The sequence below is a fragment of the Mesorhizobium sp. M7A.F.Ca.CA.003.01.2.1 genome (assembly GCF_003998945.1).
Lineage (GTDB): Bacteria > Pseudomonadota > Alphaproteobacteria > Rhizobiales > Rhizobiaceae > Mesorhizobium > Mesorhizobium ciceri.
The window spans coordinates 1-3,485 of the sequence record NZ_RZRA01000612.1; the positions used below are offsets into that span (position 1 = coordinate 1).

Annotated in this window: 6 protein-coding genes; all 6 read right to left on the minus strand. The window is 62.6% G+C overall.

The window, feature by feature from the left end; genetic code table 11:
• Window positions 1-388 (minus strand): signal peptidase I (gene lepB, locus EN969_RS22195; RefSeq protein WP_127419397.1); only part of this gene is annotated, 388 nt, incomplete at its 3' end.
• 78 nt (window positions 389-466) lie between these two features.
• On the minus strand, window positions 467-880 hold the full coding sequence (gene acpS / locus EN969_RS22200) for a holo-ACP synthase (RefSeq protein WP_013532586.1): 414 nt from the start codon (window positions 878-880) through the stop codon (window positions 467-469).
• On the minus strand, window positions 877-1,476 hold the full coding sequence (locus tag EN969_RS22205; RefSeq protein WP_013532587.1) for a DUF2062 domain-containing protein: 600 nt from the start codon (window positions 1,474-1,476) through the stop codon (window positions 877-879). Before EN969_RS22205 ends, acpS begins: the two co-directional genes overlap by 4 nt.
• A gap of 254 nt (window positions 1,477-1,730) precedes the next feature.
• The gene (locus EN969_RS22210) at window positions 1,731-2,111 is read right to left on the minus strand and encodes a VOC family protein (RefSeq protein ID WP_024503070.1); all 381 of its coding nucleotides are present in this window, start codon (window positions 2,109-2,111) and stop codon (window positions 1,731-1,733) included.
• Between the two features lie 35 nt (window positions 2,112-2,146).
• Window positions 2,147-2,725, minus strand: coding sequence for an orotate phosphoribosyltransferase (gene pyrE / locus EN969_RS22215; protein WP_013532589.1), 579 nt, complete (start codon window positions 2,723-2,725; stop codon window positions 2,147-2,149).
• A 50-nt stretch (window positions 2,726-2,775) separates the two neighbouring features.
• Window positions 2,776-3,485, minus strand: a 710-nt coding sequence (locus EN969_RS22220; protein WP_164758413.1) for a RelA/SpoT AH/RIS domain-containing protein, incomplete at its 5' end; no start/stop codon positions are given.

Consider the following 3,485-nt stretch of genomic DNA (forward strand, 5'->3'; position numbering starts at 1 on the left):
CGCCGACACCGTTGATGAAAAGCTGGCCGTCCTTGACCTGGATCTTGTCACCCGGCAGGCCGACAACGCGCTTGATGTAGTCGACGGACGGATCAGGCGGGAATTTGAAAACCGCCACGTCGCCGCGCTTCGGCTCGGAGCCCCAGATGCGGCCCGAAAAAATATCGGGTCCGAAAGGCAGCGAATAGCGCGAATAGCCATAGGACCATTTGGTGACGAACAGATAGTCGCCTTCCAAAAGCGTCGGCCGCATCGATCCCGACGGGATCGAAAAAGGCTGGAACAGCAGCGTGCGGATGACCAGGGCGAGCAAAAGCGCCTGGACGATGACGCTGACGGTCTCGCCAAGCCCGCCGGATTTCTTCTCGGATTTTTCAGCCACGCTCATGTCGTCCTCGATTGTGCGTTGGATGGTATAGAGTCTCGGCGCGCGCTGGGCAACGTCAATGCCGGTCGTCAGAGGCAATCAATGTGGCGCTTCTTCGACGGGCAGCGCCTCGATGATCACAAAGGCTTGAGCGAGCGGGAAATCATCCGTGATGGTGAGGTGGATTGCCGCCCGATAGCCCTTTGGCAGGATTTTGGCCAGCCTGGCCTGCGCTCCTCCCGTCAACGCCATGGTCGGCGCGCCACTGGGCAGGTTGACGACACCCATGTCGCGCCAGAACACGCCCTGCGCCAGTCCGGTGCCCAGCGCCTTGGCGCAGGCCTCCTTGGCGGCGAAACGCTTGGCATAGGAGGCCGCGCGGGCGCGTCGATTGTCCGAACGCGCCTGTTCGATGTCGGTGTAGATTCTCTGGACGAAGCGCTGGCCGTGACGCTCCAGCGATTTCTCGATGCGTCTGATGTCGATCAGGTCGCTGCCGATGCCGATGATCATCGCGCAGTGGAACCGATGCTTGCGCCGGGATGGGACGATTGCGCATGCCGGCTTGCGCGCTCGGCCAGGCGTTTGCGCCGCTGTTCGCGGAAAGCGTTCATGCCCCAGCGCGTGATGGCGTAGAACAGCAGCCCGAAGATCAAGCCGAGCGGAACCGCACCGATCAGCATCGGTTCAAGGACCGGTTTCCACAATTGCGCGAAGGAGAGGTTGTGCAACATCTCGCCCAGATGCGCCGGCGGCCCATGTGTCGGCAACCGGTCATGCAGGATGAGCTTGCCCGTTTCCCACGACGCGCCCCATAGCAACGGGAAGGTCAGCGGGTTGCCGAAAAAAACCGCGCCAAGCGCCGCCGCCACCAGATTGCCGGCTATCACCCAGCACAGGATGGCAGCGATGATGAAATGGAAACCGACGGGGAAGAATGAAGCGAAGACACCGGCCGCAACGCCGGCCGCCACCGCATGCGGTGTGGCCTTCAGCCGCAGGATGCGCTTGGAAAAATACTGAAGCGAGCGCGAAAACGAGCGGCGCGGCCAAAGATAGGTACGCACCCGCTCATAAAGGCCATCAGGCTTGCGGCGTCGAAATAGCACTCTGTTCCCGTTCCACAGCGCCCGCAACGGCACCTTCAGCCGGGCGTGGCAGCCACATCTTGCGCTTGACGATCACCCTATGGCAATCGCCAGCTTATATAACAACGCGCTGGCGCAAGAACAACCAAACACCTTTTGTGCGCCGCGCTTGTCGCCGCCCTTCGGGGCGGCAGGTCTTGCTTCGAACATTGGACAATCGCGGCAAATTTAAGGAACGGCAGTCGCATCGCCGAAAGGCACAGCGCCGCCAGCGGCTACGGCAGGTATTCGCTGACCTCGACCAGATTGCCGTCCGGGTCGCGGAAATAGACCGACATCATTGGACCTCGGGCCCCGACACGTTCAACCGGGCCGAGTTCCACCACCACACCATTGGCCGCGAGCCGCGCACGGACCTCATCCAGTGGCCGCTCGGTGATCAGGCAGAAATCACCTGATCCTGATGTCGGCGACTTCGCCTTTGGCTCGAAAGTCCGGCCGACCTCATGCACATTGATCTTATGGCTACCGAAAGCCAGCGCCGTCGGTCGATCCGCCGCGTCGATGCGCTCAAAACCCAGCACGCGCTGGTAAAACTCACAGGTCACTTCCAGCGAAGCGACCGTCAGCACGAAATGATCGATGCCGGCGATCATTTCCAATTCGTCTTCACGCATGTCGGCATGCCCCGTCAGATGTTGCGGCTGCCGGGCTTGATCGCCGGGATGGCGGCAAGCTCCGGCGGCAGCCGGTCGGCCGGATAGGCCGGGACCTCATACTCGGCAAGCGCGATGAGCGGCACGCCGACATCAGTCTTGCCGGCCGAACGGTCGATGATGCAGGCCGCGGCAACCACCTCGGCGCCAAGCTCGCGCAGGCACTCGATGGTCTCTCGGATCGACAGGCCGGTGGTGACGATGTCCTCGACGATGACGACACGCGACCCCCTGGCGATCTCGAAGCGGCGCAAGCGGAACTCGCCCCCCTCCCGCTCGACCCAGATCGCCGGCACGCCGAGATGACGTGAGGTCTCATAGGCCGGGATCAGCCCGCCGATCGCCGGGCCGACGACATAGTCGATCTTGCCGGGCACGCCTGCGCGGATCTTCTCCGCCAGCGCCTTGCACAGAAGCTCGGTCTTGTCGGCATGCATGAACACGCGCGCCTTCTGCAGGAAGACCGGACTGCGCAGGCCCGAGGTCAAAATGAAATGCCCTTCCAGAACAGCACCCGCCTCGCGGAAAATGCCCAGCACTTCATCGGTGTTCATGTCTGCCTCTTTTTGATTGACCATGATGTTGTCCGAAACCGGAGCATGGTCTAGCCATTGACGCGTCTTGCGTCGCTGACGCTCGAATTGTCCTTGAGCTGCGATAGCAGCCGGTTGAGGTGCTTGAGATCCCAGACTTCGAGATCGATCAGCATTTCGGTGAAGTCGGGCGCAGTGCGCACCATCGACAGCGTATGGATGTTGGCGTCGTTCGAGGCAACCACCTGCGCTATATCGGCGAGTGACCCCGGCGCGTTGATGGCGGTGACCGATACGCGCGCCGGAAAGCGTTCCTTGGTGCGCTCATCGATGTCCCAGCGCACGTCGATCCAGCGCTCGGGCTGGTCATCGAACGCCTGCAGCGCTGGCGACTGGATCGGATAGATAGTGATGCCGGTGCCCGGCTGGACGATGCCGACGATGCGATCGCCAGGGACTGCCCCTTCCGGCGCGAAGCGCACCGGCAGATCGCCGCGCACGCCGCGGATCGGCACGGCTCCATCGCGCGGCTGGTCCTTGTCCTTGCGCGCGGCACGACCCGGAATCTGGAACAGCATGCCGGCGGCATTGCGGATCTTCGACCAGCCCTCCTCTCGCGGCTTGGGGACGGCCGTGGTGACGCGCTCATCCTTGTAGTCGGGGAATACCGCCTTCATGACATCAGTGGAGGCGAGCTCGCCACGCCCGACAGAGGCCAGCACATCCTCGATGTCCTTGCGCGCCAACCTGTGCAGCACCTGCTTCAGGCTCTCCTTGGTGA